This is a genomic window from Streptomyces sp. NPDC111606 (assembly GCF_055656945.1).
In genome coordinates, this window is record NZ_JBVKBY010000011.1 from 268714 (window position 1) to 290458 (window position 21745).

At 71.0% G+C, this 21745-nt stretch carries 17 protein-coding genes; 4 read left to right on the forward strand and 13 right to left on the reverse strand.

Annotation, left to right across the window (positions count from 1 at the left end; all coding sequences use genetic code 11):
* Nucleotides 1–74: 74 nt before the first annotated feature.
* Entirely contained in the window at nucleotides 75–1091 is a 1017-nt protein-coding gene (locus tag ACZ7M7_RS34170; RefSeq protein WP_472123698.1) for a GlxA family transcriptional regulator, read from the reverse strand.
* 179 nt (nucleotides 1092–1270) lie between these two features.
* Between ACZ7M7_RS34170 and ACZ7M7_RS34175 the strand changes: the two genes are divergently transcribed.
* Nucleotides 1271–1849, forward strand: coding sequence for a cysteine hydrolase family protein (locus ACZ7M7_RS34175; protein ID WP_472123702.1), 579 nt, complete (start codon nucleotides 1271–1273; stop codon nucleotides 1847–1849).
* Between the two features lie 57 nt (nucleotides 1850–1906).
* On the opposite strand, the gene ACZ7M7_RS34180 is transcribed toward ACZ7M7_RS34175, so the two are convergent.
* Complete coding sequence (locus ACZ7M7_RS34180; RefSeq protein ID WP_472123704.1) at nucleotides 1907–3253, reverse strand: hypothetical protein; 1347 nt, start codon at nucleotides 3251–3253, stop codon at nucleotides 1907–1909.
* A gap of 403 nt (nucleotides 3254–3656) precedes the next feature.
* Here ACZ7M7_RS34180 and ACZ7M7_RS34185 point away from each other — a divergent pair, with 403 nt between their 5' ends.
* Nucleotides 3657–5546, forward strand: coding sequence for a ricin-type beta-trefoil lectin domain protein (locus ACZ7M7_RS34185; protein WP_472123706.1), 1890 nt, complete (start codon nucleotides 3657–3659; stop codon nucleotides 5544–5546).
* Nucleotides 5547–5550: 4 nt separating this feature from the next.
* Here ACZ7M7_RS34185 and ACZ7M7_RS34190 read toward each other — a convergent pair whose 3' ends face one another.
* The 9 genes from ACZ7M7_RS34190 to ureA form a co-directional block, all read right to left on the reverse strand.
* The gene (locus ACZ7M7_RS34190) at nucleotides 5551–5985 is read right to left on the reverse strand and encodes a VOC family protein (protein ID WP_383607462.1); all 435 of its coding nucleotides are present in this window, start codon (nucleotides 5983–5985) and stop codon (nucleotides 5551–5553) included.
* Between the two features lie 55 nt (nucleotides 5986–6040).
* Nucleotides 6041–7645 carry a citramalate synthase gene (cimA, locus tag ACZ7M7_RS34195; RefSeq protein ID WP_451172604.1) on the reverse strand — a complete coding sequence of 535 codons (1605 nt, stop codon included), beginning with the start codon at nucleotides 7643–7645 and terminating at the stop codon, nucleotides 6041–6043.
* 307 nt (nucleotides 7646–7952) lie between these two features.
* Entirely contained in the window at nucleotides 7953–9203 is a 1251-nt protein-coding gene (locus ACZ7M7_RS34200; protein ID WP_472123709.1) for a TolB family protein, read from the reverse strand.
* 26 nt (nucleotides 9204–9229) lie between these two features.
* Nucleotides 9230–11293: a TolB family protein gene (locus ACZ7M7_RS34205; RefSeq protein ID WP_472123712.1), complete on the reverse strand. Its 2064-nt coding sequence runs from the start codon at nucleotides 11291–11293 to the stop codon at nucleotides 9230–9232.
* A gap of 122 nt (nucleotides 11294–11415) precedes the next feature.
* Nucleotides 11416–12021 (reverse strand): TetR/AcrR family transcriptional regulator, encoded by a 606-nt coding sequence (locus ACZ7M7_RS34210; RefSeq protein ID WP_472123716.1) that lies wholly within the window; start codon nucleotides 12019–12021, stop codon nucleotides 11416–11418.
* On the reverse strand, nucleotides 12018–12509 hold the full coding sequence (locus tag ACZ7M7_RS34215; RefSeq protein WP_472123719.1) for a hypothetical protein: 492 nt from the start codon (nucleotides 12507–12509) through the stop codon (nucleotides 12018–12020). Before ACZ7M7_RS34215 ends, ACZ7M7_RS34210 begins: the two co-directional genes overlap by 4 nt.
* A 9-nt stretch (nucleotides 12510–12518) precedes the next feature.
* Nucleotides 12519–13571, reverse strand: a complete 1053-nt coding sequence (locus tag ACZ7M7_RS34220) for an agmatine deiminase family protein (RefSeq protein WP_472123721.1) — start codon at nucleotides 13569–13571, stop codon at nucleotides 12519–12521.
* Nucleotides 13572–13591: 20 nt separating this feature from the next.
* The gene (locus ACZ7M7_RS34225; RefSeq protein WP_472123724.1) at nucleotides 13592–15304 is read right to left on the reverse strand and encodes an urease subunit alpha; all 1713 of its coding nucleotides are present in this window, start codon (nucleotides 15302–15304) and stop codon (nucleotides 13592–13594) included.
* Complete coding sequence (gene ureA / locus ACZ7M7_RS34230) at nucleotides 15301–16014, reverse strand: urease subunit gamma (RefSeq protein WP_472123727.1); 714 nt, start codon at nucleotides 16012–16014, stop codon at nucleotides 15301–15303. Before ureA ends, ACZ7M7_RS34225 begins: the two co-directional genes overlap by 4 nt.
* A gap of 129 nt (nucleotides 16015–16143) precedes the next feature.
* On the opposite strand from ureA, the gene ACZ7M7_RS34235 reads away from it, so the two are divergent.
* Nucleotides 16144–17595, forward strand: coding sequence for a cytosine permease (locus tag ACZ7M7_RS34235; protein ID WP_472123730.1), 1452 nt, complete (start codon nucleotides 16144–16146; stop codon nucleotides 17593–17595).
* Here ACZ7M7_RS34235 and ACZ7M7_RS34240 read toward each other — a convergent pair.
* Together ACZ7M7_RS34240 and ACZ7M7_RS34245 are read right to left on the reverse strand one after the other, a co-directional pair.
* Nucleotides 17592–18680, reverse strand: coding sequence for a branched-chain amino acid aminotransferase (locus ACZ7M7_RS34240; protein ID WP_451172621.1), 1089 nt, complete (start codon nucleotides 18678–18680; stop codon nucleotides 17592–17594). The two genes, ACZ7M7_RS34235 and ACZ7M7_RS34240, sit on opposite strands and share 4 nt — an antisense overlap.
* Nucleotides 18681–18955: 275 nt before the next feature.
* Nucleotides 18956–19999 (reverse strand): 3-isopropylmalate dehydrogenase, encoded by a 1044-nt coding sequence (locus tag ACZ7M7_RS34245; protein WP_383607473.1) that lies wholly within the window; start codon nucleotides 19997–19999, stop codon nucleotides 18956–18958.
* A gap of 142 nt (nucleotides 20000–20141) precedes the next feature.
* Between ACZ7M7_RS34245 and ACZ7M7_RS34250 the strand changes: the two genes are divergently transcribed.
* Entirely contained in the window at nucleotides 20142–21716 is a 1575-nt protein-coding gene (locus ACZ7M7_RS34250) for a purple acid phosphatase family protein (protein ID WP_472123733.1), read from the forward strand.
* Nucleotides 21717–21745 lie beyond the last annotated feature (29 nt).

A 21745-nucleotide genomic window follows, 5' to 3' on the forward strand; every position in this document is an offset into this window, starting at 1 on the left:
CACGTCTGAGCTTGCTGTACCACGGGCCCGGTGTCCTCGGACGCCGGGCCCGTGCCGCGCCGCAGGTACCTCGCTCACCCCGTTTCGGCCGTCACCCGGACCGGAGCGGCCCGGAACCTCGCCCGGTACTCGCTCGGCGTCGTGGCGTGCCGGCGGCGGAACGCCCGGATGAGGGTGTCGACCGTGCCGAACCCGCAGACGGTGGCGACCCGCTCCAGCGTGGCGTCGGTGGTCTCCAGCAGGTTGCCGGCCAACTCGACCCGCGCCGACTCGATGTAGGCGTGCGGCGTCATGCCGAGTTCGGACTTGAAGATGCGGGTCAGCTGGCGGTCACTGACATGCGCGTACGCGGCCAGGTCCGGGACCGTGAGGCGCTGGTCGATGTTGTTCAGGATGTGATGCCGGAGGTCCTCGATGCGCCGGGTCGTGGACACCGGCTCCAACGGCACGCTGAACTGGGACTGGCCGCCGGGCCGCTTGAGGTACATCACGAGCTGGCGGGCGACGCGCAGCGCGACCTGCTCGCCGAAGTCCTCCGCGACCAGGGCCAGGGACAGGTCCAGGCAGGCACTGATCCCCGCGCCGGTCCAGATCTCGCCCTCCTCGCGGATGAAGATCGGATCCGGGTCGACCCGCACCGCCGGATGGTCGGCGGCGAGCCGCTGAGCGGTCGACCAGTGCGTGGTGGCGCGCTTGCCGTCGAGGAGCCCCGCGGCGGCGAGGATGTGCGCGCCGACGCACACCGAGGCCACCCGTCGGGCACGGCCGGCCAGCTCCTTCACCCGGGCCACCGTGCCGGGCTCGGTGACGGGGTGGATGCGGCGCTCGCCGTCCATCTCGACGGAACCGGGGACCAGGAGCGTGTCGATGGCCCGTACGGCGACTTCGTCGAAGGTGGCATCGGGCAGGATCCGCACGCCCGCCGCCGTCGTCACCGGCGCGGTCGTCTCGGCGGCCAGGACGATCTCGTAGCCGACGCCCTCGGTGGTTTCGTGCGGGACGAGGGAGAACACCTCCGGCGGGCCGGTGACGTCGAGAAGGTCGACGCCCTCGAACAGCACGATCACGATCAACCGGTTCACGGTCCCCACCCTGTCCCCCCTGCCTCGCTCGCGGACGCGGGTGTCGGTTTCTGCGAACAGCGCGTCATTGCCGACAGTCCGGTGCGGGCCATAGCGTCGCATACGTGTTCAACAGGCTGTTGAGCAACGGTTCGACTCGTTCGACGAGTCCTCGGAACCTCAAGTCCCCCAACCCCTGGAGAAGTCCTGTGGCCAGCAAGACGCTGCGCGAACTCGGCGGTGCCGACGACACCCCTGCGGCCCTCGCGTCCTCGACGCTGATCCTCGTCGATTACCAGAACACCTACACCCGCGGTGCGATGGAACTCGACGGCTGGAAGCCGGCCCTCGAAGCGGGGTCGGATCTGCTGTCCCGGGCCCGCGAGGCGGGAGCCGCGGTCATCCACGTCCAGCACGACGACGGCGAGGGTTCGCTGTACGACATCCGCACGGAGATCGGCCGGATACACCCCGCCGTCGCACCCATCGAGGGCGAGTCCGTGGTCGTCAAGCGGGCCCCGGACTCCTTCCACGGGACCGACCTCGGCAAGCTCGTGGATGAAGCAGGGAACGACTCCGTGATCGTCGCGGGGTTCATGACCCACATGTGCATCGCGTACACGACGGCGTCCGCGGCCCTGCGCGGCAACAAGCCGACCGTGCCGGCGGACGCGTGCGCCACCCGTTCGATCGTGGATGTCTCCGCCGACGAGCTGCACCGCAGTGCGCTGGCGGCCATCGCCGACGCGTACGGCGTCGTCGTCACGTCCGGAAGGGAGCTGGCCTGACACGGTGCCGACCGGGCGCGCGTCCGGCCCCTTGATCGCGGCGGAAGGCGAGGCTCCTCAGAACCCGCCGCCGTCGAACCCTCCTCCTCCACCGAAGTCCCCGCCGCCGAATCCGCCACCGAAGTCCCCGCTGTCGAAGTCCGCGCCGGAGACGTCACCGCCCTCGTAGCCGCCACCGCCGTAGCCGTAGCCCGCTCCGTAGTCGGCGGCGTAGGCGGGCGTGGCCATCATGCTGCCGAGCAGGGTGCCGATGAGGAGGCCGGGCAGGATGCCGCCGCCGAAGTAGCCGCCTGCCCAGGGTCCGTAGGCCGGGCCGGCGTCCCAGTACGGGCGGCGGCCGTACTCGGTGTCGACCTCGCGGATCACGGGGTCGCGGCCCTCGGAGAGGCGGGTGCGGTCGGCCGCGCAGACCGGGACCTCACGGGCGGTGCCGCCGGACGGGGTCCAGGTCTCGTCGGCCACCGCCGGGCCGTGCCGCGGGTCGAAGAAGCACGGCGGCCGGCGTTCCGGAAGAGGCCGGTGCTCCCGGCGGGCGGCCAGCTGGGTGAGGGAGAAGCGGCCGTCCGCCAGGGCCTGGGTGACTGCCTTGACGTCCTCCGGTTTGCGGGCGGAGTCCATCAGCCGTTTCGCCTTTTCGTAGGCGTCCAGGGCGCTCTCGTAGTCCGCGCGCATCGCGTCGTCGGCACCGGCCTCGCCCGGGTGGAAGTCCAGCCGGTCCAGTTCCTCACCGAAGGCGGTGATGTCCTCGTCGACCACGACCCGCAGCTTCTCCAGCGCCGCCCGCTGCTCCGTCTCGTGGCGCCGCCGGTTGCGCTTGACGAGCGCGTACGCGCCCGCACCGCCGGCCGCCAGCACCACGCCGATGGCGATCAGACCGCCGGCGTCCACACCGTCGCCGCCCCCGCCGTCGCTCCAACTGGCCGGTGCCGTGCCGTTCACGTTGCGCAGGGCCGAGTCGACGAAGTCGTTCAGCTGGGCCTTGGGGTCACCGGCGCTCTGCACCGAGGAGACCAGGTTGTCCACCGCTTGCCTGGACATCACCGAGGAGTCGGCCGCCGCGTCGAACCGGTCACCGACACGGACGCCGTACAGGCCCGTCACACCGGTTTCCGTGCGCAGGTTCAGCAGTAGGTTCCTGGTCGGCTGGTCGGCCGGCAGGACGGCGATGAAGACCGGCTTGTCGGCATCCTTGATCTTGTCGGCGAGCGCTTCCGCATCGGCCGACGACAGCTGGTCCGAGGCTGCGGGATCCACGTAGACGGGATCATCGCGCAGCGCCTCGGCAACCCGGGAAACATCCGTGGCCGCATGTGCGCCGGGCGGGCCGGCCACGAGCACCGCCGCGGTCGCGGCGACCGGCACGATCAGCAAGCGCATGAGTCCCCGGAAGAGCGGAGTCCTCATACTCTCGACGCTACCTGATGGGACGGGCAAAGGCGCCGGTCCAGGTGGCTGGATTCCCACGGGGACCGGCGCCCCACGGCAGCCGCCGCGTACCGTACGGCGGCTCAGGCCGCGCGGTACGCCGCGTTCCGCCTCGCCACCGCCTCGCCCCCGCCTCTCCACCGCCTCGGTGATCCCCGCGCCGACGGGCCCGCTTATGACTTACCTCACGCCTTGAGTTAACTGCGGGGTGCCGATTGGCGTCAAGACTTCACGTCAGAGCCGGTGCGCACTCAACTCCCGCCCGGAGCAGTGCCGTTGTCCCTTCACCTCATGAACGCGCGACCCCTTGACGCGCATACGAAGCCGTCATTTACTCACGCCTCGCACGCCCCATCCCCCACCGACAGAAGGGCGGCGCTCCATGAGGAGATCCACTCGATCCACGCCATCCTCTCGGTCCACCCGGACGCTCGGACTGCTTCTCGCCGGGCTCCTCACCACGGCCGGCTTCACGGCGGCCACACCCGCGCAGGCCGCCGGCGAACAGGTCACCGCCTGGCTGACCACGACGGACGACACCGGCGGACGCCATGTGACCCGCGGGCTCCAGCCGCAGACTCCGTTCGCCTTCCAGGCCGGCTCCGGCGGCAGCGGGGAGAACATCACCGTCGACGAGAACACCCGCTACCAGTCCTTCACCGGCGGCGGCGCGTCCTTCACGGACACCGCGGCCTGGCTGATGGACGGCAGCGGCGCGCTGTCGCAGGCCACGAAGGACGAGACGATGCGCAAGCTGTTCTCCCCGACGGAGGGCATCGGGCTGTCGTTCCTGCGCAATCCCATGGGCGGCTCGGACCTCGCCCGCTTCGGTTACACCTACGACGACATGCCGGCCGGGCAGACCGATCCGGATCTGTCCGAGTTCTCGATCGCCCACGATCTCCAGGACGTCGTACCGCTGACGAAGCAGGCACGTCAGCTCAACCCCTCGCTCACCGTGATGGCCTCGCCGTGGACGGCGCCCGCCTGGATGAAGGACAACGGGCAGCTCAACGGCGGCTGGCTGAAGGCGGAGCACTACGGGGCGTACGCCTCGTACTTCGTGAAGTACGTGCAGGCCTACCAGGCCCAGGGCATCCCGATCTCGTACGTCACCGCGCAGAACGAGCCGACCTGCTGCTCGGGCTATCCGTCGATGAGCTGGAACGCGAGCGGGCTCGCGTACTTCACGAAGAACGAGCTGCTGCCGAAGCTCCAGAACGCCGGGCTGTCGACGAAGGTCATGGCGCACGACTGGAACTGGGACACCTACGACGCCTACGCCGCGCAGACGGTCGACGACGCGGCGGTCCGCAACCACCCGAACTTCGGCGGGATCGCCTGGCACGGCTACGGCGGTGACGTGGCCGAGCAGACCCAGGTGCACAACCGGTATCCGCAGCTGGACGCGTTCGGCACCGAGCACTCGGGTGGCACCTGGATCGCGAACCAGCAGCGCGAGGACATGATGAACATCATCGACTACACCCGGAACTGGGCGAAGTCGGTGACCAAGTGGTCACTCGCGCTGGACCAGAACCGGGGTCCGCACAACGGCGGCTGCGGGACCTGCGACGGCCTGATCACCGTCCACAACGGGGACTCCCGGCACGGGCAGGTCGACTACACCGTCGAGTACTACACGATGGGCCATCTGACGAAGTTCGTGAAGCCGGGCGCGCAGCGCATCGCGTCCACGGCGTCGTCGTCGGTGCCGAACGTGGCGTGGCGCAACACGGACGGGTCCAAGGCGCTGATCGCGTACAACGATGCGTCGAATGCGAGGACGGTGACGATCAACTGGGGTTCGCAGCACGCCACTTACTCGCTGCCCGGCAAGACGTCGGCGACGTTCACCTGGTCGGGCACTCAGACCGAGGGCCCGTCGCAGTCGGGGTCGCTGGTGGGCCTTGCCGGCAAGTGCCTCGATGTGGCGGGCGGTTCGTCGGCCGACGGTACGGCGGTGCAGCTCCACGACTGCAACGGCTCGACCGCCCAGCGGTGGACCGTGCAGGCGGACGGGTCGGTGCGGGCGCTGGGCAAGTGCCTGGACGTCACGTCCGGCGCGACCGCGAACGGCGCGAAGGTCCAGCTGTACGGCTGCAACGGATCGGGTGCGCAGCAGTGGTCGTACAACGCGACGACGGGCGATCTGGTCAACCGCGCCGCGGACAAGTGCCTCGACGTGACGGACAACTCCTCGGCGAACGGGGCCCGCGCGCAGATCTGGAGCTGCACGGGCGCCGCGAACCAGAAGTGGCGTCTGCAGTAGCGGTTCAGGCGTAGGGCTGACCGATGCCCAGCAGGTTGCCCTCACTGTCGTGGAACCAGGCGGCGCGCTCTCCTCGGAAGCCCTTGCTGGGGTAGTGCCCCTCGACGTCGGCGACGCCGTCGACCGTCCGCAGGCCCGGCACGTCGACGTCCTCGAACTCGACGCCGCGCCGCCTGAGTTCCGCCACGACGGCGTCCACGTCCTCGACCTGCCAGCCCATCTGGGTGAAGGTTCCGGGAGCTGCTCCGGTGGACTGGAACAGGGCGAACTCCGTGCCGCCGCAGCGGTACAGCAGCCCGCCCGGCCGTTCGTCGACCGGGTCCAGACCGAGCTTCTCGGAGTAGAAGCGCCGGGCCCGCTCCAGGTCCTGGGCGGGCAGCCGGGTCGCCACCTGCCCCCGGGCGAGGAAGTGCCGGGCGTCGGTGTCCTTGTCGTCCATGGCTCCACTGTGCCGTGGACGGCCGGCCCGGGGGAGGCGACGAGGTCCGTTCGGCCTACTCCGCCGGGATCACCCCGGCCCGCAGGAGCCCGTACGTGTACGCGTCCTCCAGCGCCTGCCAGGACGCCGCGATGACGTTCTCGGCGACGCCGACCGTGGACCACTCCCCCGCCCCGTCGGTCGTGGAGATCAGGACGCGGGTCGTGGACTGGGTGCCGTGCACGCCCTCCAGGATGCGGACCTTGTAGTCGACGAGGTCCAGCTTGGCGAGCTGCGGGTAGATCTTCTCCAGGGCCACCCGCAGGGCGCGGTCGAGGGCGTTGACCGGGCCGTTGCCCTCCGCCGTGGCGACGATGCGCTCGCCCTTGGCGAAGAGTTTGACCGTGGCCTCGTTGGCGTGGCTGCCGTCGGGGCGGTCCTCGACGATCGCGCGCCAGGACTCGACCTGGAAGTACGTCAGCGGCTTGCCCTCGACCTCGGTGCGGAGCAGGAGTTCGAAGCTGGCGTCGGCGGCCTCGTACGTGTAGCCCTTGAGCTCGCGCTCCTTCACCCGCTCGACCACCCGGCCGACCAGCTCCCGGTCGCCGCCGAGGTCGATGCCGAGTTCCTTGCCCTTGAGCTCGATCGAGGCGCGGCCGGCCATGTCGGAGACCAGCATCCGCATGGTGTTGCCGACCTGCTCGGGGTCGATGTGCTGGTACAGGTCCGGGTCGACCTTGATCGCGGAGGCGTGCAGGCCGGCCTTGTGCGCGAAGGCGGAGACGCCGACGTACGGCTGATGGGTGGACGGGGTGAGGTTCACGACCTCGGCGATGGCGTGCGAGATGCGGGTCATCTCGCGGAGGTGGCCGTCGGGCAGGACCTTCTTGCCGTACTTCAGCTCCAGGGCGGCCACGACGGGGAACAGGTTGGCGTTGCCGACGCGCTCGCCGTAGCCGTTGGCCGTGCACTGGACGTGGGTGGCGCCCGCGTCGACGGCCGCGAGGGTGTTGGCGACCGCGCAGCCGGTGTCGTCCTGGGCGTGGATGCCGAGCCGGGCGCCGGTGTCGGCGAGGACGGTGGAGACGACCGCCTGGACCTGGGCCGGGAGCATGCCGCCGTTGGTGTCGCAGAGGATCACGACGTCGGCGCCGGCCTCGGAGGCGGTGCGTACGACGGATTTCGCGTACTCGGGGTTGGCGCGGTAGCCGTCGAAGAAGTGCTCGCAGTCGACGAAGACGCGCCGGCCCTGCTCGCGCAGGTACGACACGGTGTCGCGGACCATCTCCAGGTTCTCGTCCAGGGTGGTACGCAGGGCGAGCTCGACGTGCCGGTCGTGGGACTTGGCGACGAGGGTGATCACCGGGGCGCCGGAGTCCAGGAGCGCGTTGACCTGCGGGTCCTCGGACGCCTTGCCGCCCGCGCGGCGGGTGGCGCCGAAGGCGACCAGCTGGGCGTGCCTGAAGGAGATCTCCTGCTGGGCGCGCGCGAAGAACTCGGTGTCGCGGGGGTTGGCGCCCGGCCAGCCGCCCTCGATGAAGCCCACGCCGAAGTCGTCCAGGTGACGGGCGATGGCCAGCTTGTCGGCGACGGTGAGGTTGATGCCCTCCCGCTGGGCGCCGTCGCGCAGAGTGGTGTCGAAGACGTGGAACGAGTCGTCGAGCTCGCTGGTTACCGACATGGTCGTAAGGCTCCTGTATTGGATCTCGGTCTACCGGAATGACCGGCTCCACCGCCCCCACCTATGGTCCCTCACGCTCTCCGCCCGGCTGCGGGTGGGCCGGGAAACAGAAAAACCTCTCGCGGGTGCGAGAGGTCTGCGCGCGGGTCGAGGACGACGGTGTCCACCCGTACCTGGTCGTACGTGGTGGTCACTGCGGACCGGCGCGCCTGCTGCCAATAATCATGGCGAACGAGAGCACGGGGGCAGTCTGGCACAAGTCACCCCCGTGCTCACCGTCCGTCTCAGGATGCGAGCACTGTGCTGATCACCGCAGGTGGCGGACGTAGACGTGCGTGGTGTCGGCGGTGTCGTCCGGCACCAGGTCGGCGCCCCGGCTGCCGAAGGCGACCGTGCGGCCGTGCCGGTCGATCACCGGGTACTCCGCGTAGTCGGCGCTCGGGCCGCCCTGTGCCGCGGCACTGACGAGCTCCGTGCGTCCGGTGCGCAGGTCGCGCACGTACACCTGACGTGCGGTGTTCGGGGCTGCCGAGCCGAACGCGAGGTACCTGCTGTCGGCACTCAGCCGGGCAGAGCCGGTGTAGGCGGCCGGGTCGGCGGCGTCGATGCGGCGCAGGTCCCCCGTCTTCAGGTCACGGACGAAGGCGTTGTGGGTGCCGTTGGTGTCACCCGGCGTCAGCTTCGAGTCCAGCGAGTTGAACACCGCGTACCGGCCGTCGGCGCTGACCTGCGGGTACTCGGTGTGCCCGTCGGACGCCGCGCCGTCCGGCGCCTTGTCGACGTGGGTCAGCTCGCCGCTGCGCACGTCACGGACGTAGGCGTCGCTCCAGTCGCCCCGGGTGGGGTACGGCACGAAGAACTGGTAGCCGACCTTGTTGCCGTCGGCGCTGATGGTCGGCTGGGTGGCGGCGGACTTCCAGGCGCCCTCGCCGGGGACCTGGCTGATGCGGACCCGCTCGCCGGTGACGCGGTCGACGCGGTAGACCCGGTTGGAGCCGTCGCCCGCCTGCCCCGTGTCACCGGTGCGCAGGGCGACGAAGGCGACGTAGCGGCCGTCGGCGCTGAGGGCGGGCATGCTGCCGGCGGTGTAGCCCGAGTCGACGGTGTCGTCGATGCGCTGCAGGGCGCCGGTCCTCAGGTCCTTGACGAAGATGTGGTTGTCGGCGGTGTTGTAGGTGGGGTTGGAGGTGAACGCCAGGTACCGGCCGTCGGCAGTCAGCGATACGTCCAGGACGTTGGCGTCCCCCGGGGCGCCGTCCGCCGAGGTGCTCGCCAGGCGGGTGACGCCGGTCCTCAGGTCGCGCACGAACGCGTCGGCGACGCCGTTGGAGTCGCCCGCGACGAGGTTGTCGGCGTCGGAGACGAAGGCAAGATGGCGGCCGTCGGCGCTCAGGCTCTGCCCGTCGGAGCCACGGTTGCCGTCCGTGCCGTCCGGGGCCACGCTCGCCTTCTCGGTGTACGGCGCCCTGTGCGCGGCGCCCGCCGACGTCCCCGACAGCGTCGCCGTCGCGGCGGCCAGGGCGATGGCGAGCGCGACAACTCGCTTGGTGCTGTGCATGGTTGTTCCCCCGTTGATGGTTGCTGTCATTGAACTGTCCTCAGGAAGACGTCCGACACCCCGTTGGTGTCCCCCTCCACCAGATCGGGTGACGCCGACTCGAAAGCGACGACAGTGCCGTCGGCGTTGACGGAGGGGTGCCGGGCCGGCAGGTCGTTGCGGCCGCCCCAGCGGTCGACACTGACCAACTGCTTCTCCCCGGTGGCGAGTTCGAGCAGGTACACGGCGTCTCGCGAGGTGTACGCGAGGTGCGTACCGCTGCCGGAGAGCGAGGGCTCGGCGCCCCTGACCCGCGTGGTGGTGCCCGCGTCGAGGTCCCGGACGTGGATCTCGTCGCCCTGCCGGAAGGCGACCCGGCGGCCGTCCTCGCTCAGGGAAGGAGCGACGGCACCGCCGGCTCCGGCCTGGTCCAGGACGCCGGTGTCCAGGTCGCGGACCTGGATGGCGCCGCCCTGCTCGAAGGCGACGTACCGGCCGTCGTAGCTGATGGACGGGTTGCCCGCCGCCTCGCCCGTGGGCGCGCTGACGACGTCGGTGGTGCCGCCGTTGAAGCGGAAGCGGTAGACGCGGGGGTGCGGATGCGGGTCGGCGTCGGTCGCGGGCAGCGTGGCGGCGTAGGTGATCCACTGGCAGCCGGGGTCCACCGCGGGCTGTCCCATCCAGGTGAAGCGGACGCCCTGGTAGGAGCCCAGGCTGGTCAGCTTGCCGACCGAGCGGTTACGGATGTGGACGCCCGGACCGCCGTCGGGGTCGTAAGGGGCCGCATAGCCGACCATGCGTCCGCTGGAGCAGGGCGTGCCCTCGGACGACGGCTTCTGTGCACTGGAGTTGACCTGGCCGATGCCGCCGGCCGCGTTGACGAACACGTCGTCGTCCGACGTGAAGGCGACGACCTTGTCCGCCCCCATCACCGGGTCGTACGACGCCCCGGGCCGCTGCTGTCCGTCCCGCGTCATGCTGATCCGCTCGGTGACGGACGGCATCGGGGCAGGGTTGTGCCGGAGTTCGCCCGCGAAGACGAACACGTCCGACTCCGCGTTGGTGTCGCCCGGCACCAGGTGGGACGCCGTCGAACCGAACGCCACCGCACGCCCCTTGTCGGCCAGCGCACCCTCGGTCAGCTGGGCGCTCGGCGGGAGGGCGGCGCCGCGCGCTCCCGTCCGCAGATCGCGCACACGGTTGCCGTCCGCGCCCGAGACGACGGCATACCGGCCGTCCGCCGTGGCGGAGGACGTCGCCCCCTCGGCCACCCGCCGCGAGGCGCCCGTGCGGAGGTCGTGGACGTAGAGGCCACCCTCCGCTTCGAGGAGGACGCGACGGCCGTCCGCCGTGATGCGGACCAGGAACGCGGCGCCGAGGCCCGTGTCGACCTGGGTCCGCTCGCCCGTCGCCCGGTCCTTGACGAAGACGTCGGCCGGGTCCTCCTCGGAGTCGCTGCGGACGGAGTAGGCGACCCGTTCGCCGTCGCCGCTGACCGACGCCCCGGGCTTGTCGCCCTCCGCGGCCGGTGAGATCAGCTCGTCGGTGCCGGTGGCCGTGTCGCGGACGTACAGCAGCCGGAAGTTCTCCGAGCCGTTGCGGTTGCCGATCGTGTAAGCGACATGCGTGCCGTCCGGGCTGATGGACTGCACGCGCCCCAACTCGTTGGAGCCGGGCGGGTTCTCGGGCCACAGCCGCTCCGAGCGGCCGGTGGCGCGGTCGTACAGGTAGGGCGCGAGGAACCGGGTGCCCGCCGAGAAGGCGATACGGCTCCCGTCCGCACTCGGCATCGGCGAGCCGTAGGTGTAGCCGCTGCCGAGGTCGATCCTGGTGACCCCGGCTCCGGCCAGGTCCTTCACGAGCAGGCACGGGGTGAAGTGCGCGCAGCCGAAGCTCGGCGCGGTGGAGACGAACGCGGCATGGCGGCCGTCGGCGCTGAGCGCGGCGTCGTTCGAGGGGCCGTCGGCCTGGGTGCCGTCGGCGGCCGTGCTGACGCGTTCGACGCGCGGTGGGTGTGGCGCCGCGCCGGCGCTCGGGGCCGCCGTCCCGGCGAGCGCGAGCAGCAGCGCCGCGCCTAACGAGGCTCTGGACACACGTGCGACTCCGGACATGTTCCCCCCTGTGGTCCCCGCCGACGCTTCACCCCCGGCCCCCGCCGGGAGTTCGCAACGAGGCAAACGCATCACCGGCCACAGGGTCAATCGGTCTTATTGCGTACAACCCGGGCGGGAGGTCAGGCGTCCGCGAGGAGGCCCTCGTCCAGGAACTCCCGTACGTGGCCGAGAATCGTCCCCCGGTCCGTGCCCCGCAGCCCGATGGCCACATGGATGGAGAAGCCGTCCAGCAGGGCCCGCAGGCGGGCGGCGAAGCGGTCCGGGTCGACCGCTCGGAACTCGCCCCTCGACACCCCCTCCGCCAGCAGCGCCACCAGGTCCCGGTGCCAGGCCCCCTCGATCGCGGCCTGGCGGTCGCGGGCGTCGTCGTCGGCGTTCTGCGAACGGTTCCAGACCTCCAGCCACAGCGTCCAGTGGGGGTCGCGGTGGCCGTCGGGGACGTACAGGTCGACGTACGCGTCCAGGCGCTCACGGGTGGAGGCGGTCCGGGTGAGCAGCCGCCCGCGCTCGGCGCCGAGCCGGCCCTCGCTCCACTCCAGGGTCCGCAGCAGCAGCTCGTCCTTGGAGTGGAAGTAGTAGAGGAGATGGCCGCTGCTCATGCCGACCTCACGGCCGAGGGCGGCCATGGTGAGCTTCTCCAGGCCGCGTTCGGCGATCATCTCCATGGCGGCGGCGAGAACGTCCTCGCGGGGAGGGGCGGGCGTACGGCGCCGGGCGGGGGTCATGCGACGGCCTCCACGCGGACGGCGTCCGGGACGAGGCGGGTCTCGTAGCCGCTCGTGCAGTCCGCGGCGACGATCGCCACCTCCGCCCCGCAGCCGCAGACGTGGTTGACCCCGGCCTCACCGTCCGGCCCGCAGCAGCCGATGAGCCGGTACGGGTCGGGGTGCGGGGCGATGTCCACGACGTCGTCCGGGTGCAGGACATAGGTGCCGCACGGCCCGGCGGAGACCAGGAAGCCCCGCTCGTCGGACTTCCACCTGCCGCCGGGCACGACCCCGTCGTACTCCTCGTCGGGACCGATCGGCTCGAACGGCGCCCCGAACGGCAGCGGGTCGACGACGAACGTCCCGCGCGGCAGGCTGGGCGGGCCGTGCCGCCGGCCGTCCGGGCCCGGGAGCCCGTCCCAGCCGGGATACGGAGGCATCGCAGCGAGCTGCCGGACCGGCTCGGTCAGCCGGGTTCCGCAGGAGGCGCAGAGCAGTACGTTCACCCGTACGTTCTACCTGACCCCGGCCCTCGGCTGCTGCTGGGTGATGCAGTGGATGCCCCCGCCACCGGCGAAGATCGTCCGGGCGTCCACCAGCGTCACCGTCCGCTCCGGGAACAGCCGGCGGAAGATGCCGGCCGCCATCTCGTCACGCGGGTCGTCGAAGCCGCACAGCACCACGCCGCCGTTGCAGAGGTAGTGGTTGATGTAGGAGTAGTCGGCCCAGTGGCCGTCCGCCTCCAGGACGGTCGGGGCGGGCACCTCGACGACCTCCAGGCGGCGGCCGCGCGCGTCCGTCTGCGACTTCAGCAGGCCGACGATCTCCTTGGTCACCTCGTGGTCGGGGTGGGCGGGGTCCGGCTGCACATGGGCGACGACCACGCCGGGCCGGGCGAACGCGGCGACGATGTCGACGTGGCCGAGGGTGCCGAAGCCGTACGGGGGATAGTCGCCGGTCAGGCCGCGCGGCAGCCAGATCGCCTTGCGGGTGCCGAGGTGGGCGTGGATCTCGGCCTCCACCTGCTCGCGCGTCCAGTGCGGGTTGCGCTCCGGGCCGAGCTGGACCGTCTCCGTGAGCAGGACGGTGCCCTCGCCGTCGACGTGGATCGCTCCGCCTTCGTTGACCAGCTTCGAGGCGTACGTCTTGACCGACCCCGCCAGGTCGGAGACGTGCGCGGCGACCTTCGCGTCGTGCTCCCAGCGGGCCCAGTCCTGGGCGCCCCAGCCGTTGAACGTCCAGTCGACGGCGGCGAGTTCGCCCTTGGCACCGGTGAGGAAGGTCGGGCCGATGTCACGCATCCAGGCGTCGTCGAGGTCCCGCTCGACCGTCTCGACGCCAGGGCCGAGCAGCTCACGGGCCTCGGCCGACCGGCCGGGGCCGCACACCACCGTCACCGGCTCGAAGCGGCGGACCGCACGGGCGACGGACGCCCAGGCGATCCGGGAGGCCGCGAGGTCGTCCGGGTCCTCGAAGGTCGGGTTGGGTCCCGGCCAGGCCATCCAGGTGCGCTCGTGCGGGGCCCACTCGGCGGGCATGCGGAAGCCGTCGGCGGCGGGGGTCGTCATGGCAGGTCCTTGTCTGAACGTCACAGGAAATAGAGGCGGTTGAGGGAGACCGAGTCGGCCGGCTCGGAGCGCAGCGGCTCGCCGTCGAGGGTGACCAGGCCGGTGCGCTGGTTGACGTCGACCGCTCCGGTACGGGAGTTGAGGCGCAGATCGGCCGGCCCGATGCCGCGCGTGCCGCGCACGGCGACCCGGCGGCGCCGGGTCGGCATGGAGTCGTTGCCCTGGTCGACGGCGGCCTGCGCGACGAAGGCGACGGAGATGTCGGCGGGCGTGTCGCCGTACGCCCCGAACTGCGGCCCCAGGACGAGGGGTTCGCAGGTGTCGGTGGCCGCGTTGGGGTCGCCGACGACGCCGTAGGCGGGGAAGCCGGACTTCAGCACCAGCTGCGGCTTGGCTCCGAAGTACTCGGGCCGCCACAGCACGATGTCGGCGAGCTTGCCGGCCTCGATCGACCCCACCTCGTGCGCGAGGCCGTGCGCGATGGCCGGGTTGATGGTCAGCTTGGCCATGTAGCGCAGGACGCGCTCGTTGTCGTCGCCGTCGTCCGGGGCGCCGAACTCGGCCTTCATCTTCCCGGCCATCGCGAAGGTACGGCGGACGGTCTCACCCGCGCGCCCCATGCCCTGCGCGTCCGACGAGGTGATGCCGATCGCGCCCAGGTCGTGCAGCACGTCCTCGGCGCCCATCGTCCCGGCGCGGATGCGGTCGCGGGCCATGGCGGCGTCGCCGGGCAGGTCGGTCTTGAGGTCGTGGACGGAGACGATCATGCCGTAGTGCTCGGCGACCGCGTCCCGGCCGAAGGGCAGGGTCGGGTTGGTGGAGGAGCCGATGACGTTCGGGACGCCGGCCATCTTCAGCACGTTCGGGACGTGTCCGCCGCCGCAGCCCTCGATGTGGAAGGCGTGGATGGTGCGGCCCTCCAGCACACGCAGGGTGTCCTCGACCGAGAGACACTCGTTCAGGCCGTCGCTGTGCAGGGCGACCTGGACGTCGTGCTCCTCGGCGACGCGCAGGGCCGTGTCCAGCGCCCGGGTGTGGGCGCCCATGTCCTCGTGGACCTTGAAGCCGGAGGCGCCACCCTCGGCCAGGGCCTCGACCAGCGGGGCCCCGTCCGACGAGGAACCGCGGCCCAGGAAGCCGATGTTGACGGGCCAGGCGTCGAAGGCGTTGAACGCGTGCCGCAGCGCCCACGGCGAGTTGACGCCGACGCCCCACACCGGCCCGAACTCCTGCCCGATGATCGTGGTCACGCCGGAGGCCAGCGACGCCTCCATGACGCGCGGCGACAGCAGGTGCACATGCGTGTCGACGGCCCCGGCGGTGGCGATGAGCCCCTCGCCGGACACGATCGACGTGCCCGTGCCGACCACGACGTCGACACCGTCGAGGGTGTCGGGGTTCCCGGCCCGCCCGATCGAGCAGATCCGGCCCTCCCTGATGCCGATGGAGACCTTCCGGATCCCCAGCGCCGCGTCGATCACGACGACGTTGCTGATCACCACGTCACAGGTCTCCCGCACGGCGGCGGCCTTGAGGTGCAGCCCGTCCCGGGCGGTCTTGCCGAACCCGGCGAGGAACTCGTCACCGTAGCGCTGGGAGTCCGACTCGACGCGGATGGTCAGGCCGGAGTCGCCGAGGCGGATGCGGTCGCCGGCGCGGGGGCCGTGGGTGGCGGCGTACTCGTACGGGGTGAGGCGGCGGGCCTGTGCGGGGTGCCCTCCGGGACGGCTCATCGTTCGGCCTCCTGCTCCTGATCGGGTATTTCCGTCACGCCGAGATAGCCGCAGGCGGCGGCGCGGCGCAGTGCCTCCTCGCGGGCGCCCGGCGCGTCCAGCGCCCCGTCGACGAGCCCCGCGAACCCGATCGCGATCCGCTCGCCGCCGATCGGGAGAAGCCCGACCTCGACGCTCTCCCCCGGCCCGAAGCGCGTCGACGACCCGGCCGGAACGGCGAGCCGCATGCCGTAGGCCGCGCCGCGGTCGAAGTCGAGGCGCGGGTTGGCCTCGAAGAAGTGGAAGTGGGAGGTGACGGAGACCGGCACGGTGGCGGTGTTCGTCACGATCACCCGCAGGACCGCCTCGGGCTCGGCGTGCTCGGGCGCCGGCAGCAGCGCTCCCGGGCCCTGGTCCGCGAGCCCGCCGCCACCGATGGGGTCGGACACGACCGCCAGCCGCGACCCGTCGTCGAAGACGGCCTCGACATGCACCTCGGTGACGACGTCCGCCACGCCCGGCAGCACGTCGTCCGGCCCGAGCACGGACCGGGCACGCTCGATCGCCTCGGCGAGCCGGGCTCCGTCCCGGGCGGCCTCGCAGACGGTGTCCGCGATGAGCGCGGTCGCCTCGGGCACGTTCAGCCTGAGCCCTCTGGCCCGGCGGGCCCGGGCCAGTTCGGCGGCTCCGAAGAGCAGCAGCCGGTCACGTTCCGTCGGGGTCAGTCTCACGACGCGGCACCTCCTTGTCTTCCTCAATTTAGAGCATCACTCTAAACACCGGATTGATGCAACCGAAAGCTTGACGGCAGAGGTTAGGACACATCACATTGAACGTCGTTCTAACCGAGGGAGACCAATATGCCGATGGAACAGCGCGGAGTCGACACCATCCCCGACGGGGAACGCACGAGCGGGCCCCGGGATCTCGTCTCGATCCTGCTGGGGTCCAACCTCTGTCTCGGAGTGATCGTCTTCGGCTGGCTGCCGCCGTCGTTCGGCCTGGACTGGTGGGCGTCGGTGAGCTCGATCGTGGTCGGCACGGTGGCCGGCACGGCCCTGACCGCCCCGCTCGCCCTGATCTCGCTGCGCACGGCGACGAACCTGTCCACGTCCTCGGGCGCCCAGTTCGGCGTGCGCGGCCGCCTGGTCGGCTCGGTGGTCGGCCTGCTGCTGGCCCTCGGATACACCGCCCTGACCGTGTGGATCGGCGGCGATGTGATGGTCGGCGTACTGGGCCGGCTGGTCGGACTGCCGGCGAGCGGGATCTCCTACGGCGTGGTCTACGCGCTGCTGGCCGCGGCGACCGTCGCGGGCGCGGTGTACGGCTACCGCGTGCTGCTCGCCATGTCCCGCGTCCTCGCGATCGGCATGACGGCCCTGCTGGTCCTCGGCGTGATCGCCTACGCCCCGCACTTCACGACCGGCGCGCTGCCGGAGGCGGGCGGATATCTGCTGGGCGGCTTCTGGCCCACCTGGTTCCTGGCGACGGTGGCCGCGGGCCTGTCCGGGCCGATCGCCTTCATCACGCTGCTCGGCGACTACACCCGCTACATCTCCCCGGCCCGCCACTCCTCACGCCGGGTGCTGCACGCGACCTGGCTCGGCCTCTCCCTCGGCCTGCTGATCCCCCAGCTCTTCGGCACCTTCACGGCGTACGCGGCGGGGGCCGCCCTCGACTACGCCGGACCGCTGGTCTCCGCCTCCCCCGGCTGGTACCTGGTCCCCCTGCTGCTGGCCGCGTCCGCCGGGTCGGTCGGCAACGCGGGCCTGATGCTCTACTCCATGGGCCTCGACCTGGACGCCATCCTGCCGCGCGCCTCCCGGGCGACGGCCACGTACACGGTCGCCGTGATCGCCACCGCCTGCGTCTTCGTCGGCCACTACTACTCGTCCGCGCAGGACGCTATGACGTCCTTCGTCCTGCTGCTGACGGCGATCGGCACCCCGTGGGCGGTCATCACCCTGATCGGCTTCGCCCGGTGCCGTGGCCTGTACGACGCGGAGGCCCTCCAGGTCTTCAACCGCCGGGCGCGGGGCGGGATCTACTGGTACCGGGCCGGCTGGAACATCCCGGCGACGGTGGCGTGGGCACTGGGGGCGACGGTCGGCCTGCTGGCCGTCTCCCTCCCGTCGTACGAGGGGCCACTGCTGTCCCTGACCGGCGGGGTGGACTGCAGTTTCCTGCTGTCGGGGCTGGTGGGGGGTGTGGCGTACGTGCTGCTGACGATCGCCGACGCCGCTCTCGTACGTGAAAGGGCCGCCGCGGACTCGGAGGCCACGGCGGCCCTGACGGTCAAGGCCGAGAGTTAACCCAGCCTGTGCATCCAGCTGTGCTTGTCCTCGGCCTTGCCCCGCTGGACGTCGAGAAGAGCCTGGCGCAGCTTCATCGTGACCTCGCCGGGCTCCCCGTCGCCCTGCTGCCACTGGGCGCCGGTGCGCTTCACGGTGCCGACCGGGGTGATGACGGCGGCCGTACCGCAGGCGAAGACCTCCGTGAGGGTGCCGTTCTCCGAGTCGCGCTGCCACTGGTCGACGGAGATGCGGCCCTCCTCGGCCTCGTAGCCGAGGTCACGGGCGACGGCCAGGAGGGAGTCGCGGGTGACGCCCTCCAGGATCGAGCCGGTGAGGGACGGAGTGACGATCTTGTCGCCGTACACGAAGTACAGGTTCATGCCGCCGAGTTCCTCGACCCACTTGCGCTCGACCGCGTCCAGGTAGCAGACCTGGGCGCAGCCCTCGGCGGCGGCCTCGGCCTGGGCCAGCAGGGAGGCGGCGTAGTTGCCGCCCGTCTTGGCGTCGCCCATGCCGCCGGGCACCGCGCGGACGTGGTCCTCGGAGACCCAGATGGACACCGGCTTGACGCCGCCCGGGAAGTAGGCGCCGGCCGGGGAGGCGATGACGATGAAGAGGTACTCGCTCGCGGGCTTCACGCCCAGACCGACCTCCGTCGCGAACATGAACGGACGCAGGTAGAGGGACTCCTCGCCACCGTGCGTCGGCACCCACGCCCGGTCCTGGCTCACCAGCGCGTCGCACGCCTCGATGAACGTCTCGACCGGCAGCTCGGGCATGCCGAGCCGGCGGGCGGAGGACTGGAAGCGCTGGGCGTTCTTCTCGGGACGGAACGTGGCGACGGACCCGTCGGGCTGCCGGTAGGCCTTGAGGCCCTCGAAGATCTCCTGCGCGTAGTGCAGGACCATCGTGGCCGGGTCGAGGGAGAGCGGCGCGTACGGCACGAGCTGGCCGTCGTGCCAGCCGCGGCCCTCGGTCCACTTGATCGTCACCATGTGGTCGGTGAAGTGGCGGCCGAACCCGGGGTTGGCCAGTATCGCCTCGCGGTCTGCGGCGGCGAGCGGGCTGGCGGACGGCTTGAGCTCGATCGTGGGCGTCGTCATGAGTAGATGTCCTTCACCGGTTTCGTTGTGGCGGGCCGCGATCACGCCAGTACTGCCTGTGGCCAGTGCTAGGACGTCCGAGCATTCCTTCGTATCGCGGCTCCGCGTTCGATTATCTCAAGCGGGTGCCGTGGAAGAAATCGGCCTGTTCGACGTGATCGGCGCGAAATCGCGATCCAGGGGTTGATGGTGTCACCCGGCGGCGGACATGGGGAAGCCGCCGGGTGCGAGTGACCCGGCGGCTTCGAAAGTTGTTTCGAGTAGCGCGACGGGTGTCAGCCGGCTACTCGTACGGCCAGCGCGTCGCCGATCTCCGACGTGCTGCGGGCGGGCTTGCCGGTGCGCTCCGCGAGGTCGGCGGAGACCGCCTCGTCGATGCGGGCGGCCTCGGCGTCGTAGCCGAGGTGGCGCAGGAGCAGGGCGACGGACAGGACCGTGGCGGTGGGGTCGGCCTTGCCCTGGCCGGCGATGTCCGGGGCCGAGCCGTGGACCGGCTCGAACATGGACGGGAACGCGCCGGACGGGTTGATGTTCCCGGACGCGGCGACGCCGATGCCGCCGGAGACGGCCGCGGCGAGGTCGGTGATGATGTCGCCGAAGAGGTTGTCGGTGACGATGACGTCGAAGCGCTCGGGCTGCGTGACCAGGTAGATGGTCGCCGCGTCGACGTGCATGTACTCGGTGGTGACCTCGGGGAACTCCTCGGCCACCTTGTTGAAGATGTTGGTCCACAGGTGACCCGCGAAGGTCAGCACGTTGTTCTTGTGGATCAGCGCGAGCTTCTTGCGCGGGCGGGCCTGCGCGCGGGCGAAGGCGTCGCGGACCACGCGCTCGACACCGAAGGCCGTGTTCACGGAGACCTCGGTGGCGACCTCGTGCTCGGTGCCCTTGCGGATGGTGCCGCCGTTGCCGGTGTACGGGCCCTCGGTGCCCTCGCGGACCACGACGAAGTCGATCTCGGGCTGTCCGGCGAGCGGGGTGGCGACCCCCGGAAGGAGCTTCGACGGACGCAGGTTGACGTGGTGGTCGAAGGCGAAGCGGAGCTTCAGCAGGAAGCCGCGCTCCAGGACGCCCGACGGCACGCCCGGGTCGCCGATCGCGCCGAGCAGGATCGCGTCGTGCTTCTTCAGGGCGTCGAGGTCGGCGTCGGTGAGGGTCTCACCCGTGGCGTGGTAGCGCCTGGCGCCGAAGTCGTACTCCTTGGTCTCCAGCTTCACATCCTGCGGAAGGACGGCGGAGAGGACCTTCAGGCCTTCGGCCACGACCTCCTGGCCGATGCCGTCACCGGGAATCACTGCGAGATTGAGGCTGCGAGACATGTCGGCACCCTACTCCTCGTCCCATGGGATGACACACGATGTCCGCGATACGGACACCCTGACGAGGGACGGCGTCTGGGTGTCGACCGGCGTTCACCCGCATGTATGCCGGGTGTTGGCCGTTGCTGGGAACTTTCCCAGCATGGACCTCCCCGACTTCGGCATCCCGCCCCAGCTCGCCCGCCGTATGAGCATGGCGGAACAGCACGAGTACCTGCGTACGAAACTGACCCGGCGCCGCACGCTGGTGACGGCGGGCGCGGTGGCGGGCGGTCTGCTGACGGGCTGCTCGGGGTCGGGGCCGGGCACGCCCGGTACGAAGCCCTCCGTATCGGCGCCCGCGTCCACCCTGACGAAGGTGCCGGGCTCCGCCGTCGCCCCGTTCGGCCGCCATCTCGCCTTCGGCGCCGACCCGAAGTCGCAGATGCGGATCACGTGGCAGGTCCCGGCCGCGGTGAAGAAGCCTTACGTCCGGATCGGCCTGCGGCCCGACGACCTGAGCCGCAGGATCGACGCCGAGATCCGCGATCTGTACACCCCCGAACTGCAGGGCATCCGCGCGGCGTTGGAGCAGTACTACGTCCACGCGGCACTGGACTCCCTGCGCCCCGGCACGACGTACTACTACGGCGTGGGCCATGACGGCTTCGACCCGGCGGCCCCTAAGAACCGCGCGACGATCGCCTCCTTCCGCACGGCTCCCGCGAGCCCGGAGACCTTCACCTTCACGGCCTTCGGCGACCAGGGCGTCAGCGAGGCGGCCGCCGCCAACGACAAACTCCTGCTGGGCCAGAACCCGGCCTTCCACCTCCACGCCGGCGACATCTGCTACGCGAACGTCAAGGGCCAGGGCAAGGAGTCGGACGCCTACGACCCCGGCTTCTGGGACGGTTACCTCAAGCAGACCGAGTCGGTGGCCAAGTCGGTGCCGTGGATGGTGACGACCGGCAACCACGACATGGAGGCCTGGTACTCGCCGGACGGCTACGGCGGCCAGCTGGCCCGCTGGTCCCTGCCGGACAGCGGCTTCGATTCCCGTACGGCCCCGGGCGTGTACTCCTTCACTTACGGCAACGTCGGCTTCGTGGCGCTGGACGCGAACGACGTGTCGTACGAGATTCCCGCCAACCGGGGCCACACGGACGGCCGCCAGACGAAGTGGCTGGACGAGCGGCTCGGTGAGCTGCGGGCGGCGAAGGGCGTCGACTTCATCGTCGTCTTCTTCCACCACTGCGCCTACTCGACGTCCTCGCACGCGTCCGACGGGGGTGTGCGGGCCGAGTGGGTGCCGCTGTTCGCCCGCCACCAGGTGGACCTGGTGATCAACGGGCACAACCACGTCTACGAGCGGACGGACGCCATCAAGAACGGCGAGGTCGGCCGGCAGGTGCCCATCGGCGCCTCGACGGACCCGACGCGGGACGGCATCGTGTACGTCACGGCGGGCGGGGGCGGCAAGGAGCTGTACGGCTTCCCCGCAGGCGTCGAGGAGAGCTACGAGGGGCATGTGACCGAGCGGGAGTCGGTCGACACCTTCAAGTGGACCAAGTCACGCGCCACCAAGGCGGAGAGCGTGCAGTGGTCGCGGGTGCGCTACCGGGGCTTCTCCTTCCTCACCGTGGAGGCGGAGGGCGGCGCGAAGCCCCGGCTGAAGGTGTCGGCACTGGCCCAGGACGGGGAGCGCATCGACCACTTCGAGGTGCGGCGAGGCGGCTGATCGGCCTGAGGTCGGTACGCGGCACGACG

Excerpts from the sequence above, each read along its gene's own strand:
- ACZ7M7_RS34225 (WP_472123724.1), bottom strand. The coding sequence starts at position 15,304 with ATGAGCCGTCCCGGAGGGCACCCCGCACAGGCCCGCCGCCTCACCCCG.
- ACZ7M7_RS34190 (WP_383607462.1), bottom strand. The coding sequence starts at position 5,985 with ATGGACGACAAGGACACCGACGCCCGGCACTTCCTCGCCCGGGGGCAG.
- ACZ7M7_RS34220 (WP_472123721.1), bottom strand. The coding sequence starts at position 13,571 with ATGACGACCCCCGCCGCCGACGGCTTCCGCATGCCCGCCGAGTGGGCC.
- ACZ7M7_RS34210 (WP_472123716.1), bottom strand. The coding sequence starts at position 12,021 with ATGACCCCCGCCCGGCGCCGTACGCCCGCCCCTCCCCGCGAGGACGTT.
- ACZ7M7_RS34245 (WP_383607473.1), bottom strand. The coding sequence starts at position 19,999 with ATGTCTCGCAGCCTCAATCTCGCAGTGATTCCCGGTGACGGCATCGGC.
- ACZ7M7_RS34180 (WP_472123704.1), bottom strand. The coding sequence starts at position 3,253 with ATGAGGACTCCGCTCTTCCGGGGACTCATGCGCTTGCTGATCGTGCCG.
- cimA (WP_451172604.1), bottom strand. The coding sequence starts at position 7,645 with ATGTCGGTAACCAGCGAGCTCGACGACTCGTTCCACGTCTTCGACACC.
- ACZ7M7_RS34200 (WP_472123709.1), bottom strand. The coding sequence starts at position 9,203 with ATGCACAGCACCAAGCGAGTTGTCGCGCTCGCCATCGCCCTGGCCGCC.
- ACZ7M7_RS34240 (WP_451172621.1), bottom strand. The coding sequence starts at position 18,680 with ATGACGACGCCCACGATCGAGCTCAAGCCGTCCGCCAGCCCGCTCGCC.
- ACZ7M7_RS34235 (WP_472123730.1), top strand. The coding sequence starts at position 16,144 with ATGCCGATGGAACAGCGCGGAGTCGACACCATCCCCGACGGGGAACGC.
- ACZ7M7_RS34185 (WP_472123706.1), top strand. The coding sequence starts at position 3,657 with ATGAGGAGATCCACTCGATCCACGCCATCCTCTCGGTCCACCCGGACG.
- ACZ7M7_RS34205 (WP_472123712.1), bottom strand. The coding sequence starts at position 11,293 with ATGTCCGGAGTCGCACGTGTGTCCAGAGCCTCGTTAGGCGCGGCGCTG.
- ACZ7M7_RS34250 (WP_472123733.1), top strand. The coding sequence starts at position 20,142 with ATGGACCTCCCCGACTTCGGCATCCCGCCCCAGCTCGCCCGCCGTATG.